The following is a 1347-nucleotide window of genomic DNA, read 5'->3' on the forward strand; positions in this document are numbered from 1 at the left end:
AAATTGTATAATTAATCTGGAGGTGATAGGAATGAGGAGCATAATTACATATCTTGGACATGCGGCATTTTTAATTAAAAGTGAATCTGGAGAAATTCTTATTGACCCATTTTTATCTGGAAACCCTAACTCTCCTGTAAAACCTGATGAGGTTAACCCAAAATTCATACTTGTTACCCATGGTCATGGAGACCATCTTGGAGATACAGTAGAGATTGCAAAGAGGAGTGGTGCTTTAGTTATTGCTCCCTTTGAACTTGGGACATATATAGAAAGAGAGGGAGTAAAGAATGTTCACACGATGCATATTGGTGGAAGTTTTACCTTTCCGTTTGGAAAACTTATAATGACCATTGCTCATCATGGTTCAGCAGTAATTAAGAATGGTGAAATAATCTATACAGGGAATCCGTGTGGATATGTGATAAAGCTTAAGGATAGAACAATATACCATGCTGGAGATACAGGTCTATTCATGGATATGAAACTTATAGGAGAGAGGAATAAAATAGATGTGGCTCTCCTTCCCATTGGAGGAAACTACACAATGGATATAGATGATGCAGTATATGCAGTTAAACTTATAAATCCAGATGTGGTGATCCCTATGCACTACAACACATTTCCGGTTATAGAGAAGGATCCAGAGGAGTTTAAGAGAAGGGTGGAAGAGGAGACAAATTCAAGATGCATAGTTCTAAAACCGGGGGAGAGTTATTAAATTCAAAATCTACACAAATATAATGGAGATAAAACCTTCTGAGGAATGGATAGAGATAGGTGAAGTTTTTGAAAGAAAAGGGGGGAGACTATTTGTAATTGGAGCATCTGATTCTGGAAAAACCACCTTCCTTCTCTTCATTCTAAATTTTCTTATAAAAAAGGGAAAAAGAGTTGGCATGTTGGATCTTGATATTGGGCAATCAAGCATAGGTCCTCCAACCACTGTAGGATTTGGTATAGCAAATAAAGAGGTGGAAACCCTAACTGAGATAAAACCTGAAAAACTCTACTTTGTTGGTTCTGTCTCTCCAAAGGGGCATCTTCTACAGATACTTATTGGTGCAGAAAAACTCATTAGAGAAGTTGAAAAACATAGAGTAGATCATCTTCTTGTTGATACCACAGGGCTTGTAGATGGACCTGTTGCAGAGATTCTAAAGGAGGCAAAGATTGAGATAATAAACCCTGATTTTATCATCCTCTTTGAAGAAAAAGGGGAGAGAGAAAATCTTATAAAACCATTTATATTCAGCGAGAAGAGAATAATAAGGGTTAAACCTTCTCCATATGTATCTCAAAGAGACAGGGAGGAGAGGATTAAATATAGAGAAGAAAGGTTTAAAG

The 1347-nt window shown here is 36.9% G+C and carries 2 protein-coding genes; both read left to right on the forward strand.

The features are described from left to right. Nucleotides 1-31: 31 nt before the first annotated feature. Complete coding sequence (locus J7J33_04740) at nt 32-721, forward strand: metal-dependent hydrolase (GenBank protein ID MCD6168594.1); 690 nt, start codon at nt 32-34, stop codon at nt 719-721. A gap of 22 nt (nt 722-743) precedes the next feature. Then, the coding region (locus J7J33_04745) for a hypothetical protein (GenBank protein MCD6168595.1) at nt 744-1347 on the forward strand (604 nt) is incomplete at its 3' end.

The sequence above is a fragment of the Caldisericia bacterium genome (assembly GCA_021158845.1).
Taxonomy (GTDB): Bacteria; Caldisericota; Caldisericia; order B22-G15; family B22-G15; genus B22-G15.

Coding starts and splice junctions, on each gene's coding strand:
- J7J33_04740 (MCD6168594.1), top strand. CDS start 32: ATGAGGAGCATAATTACATATCTTGGACATGCGGCATTTTTAATTAAA.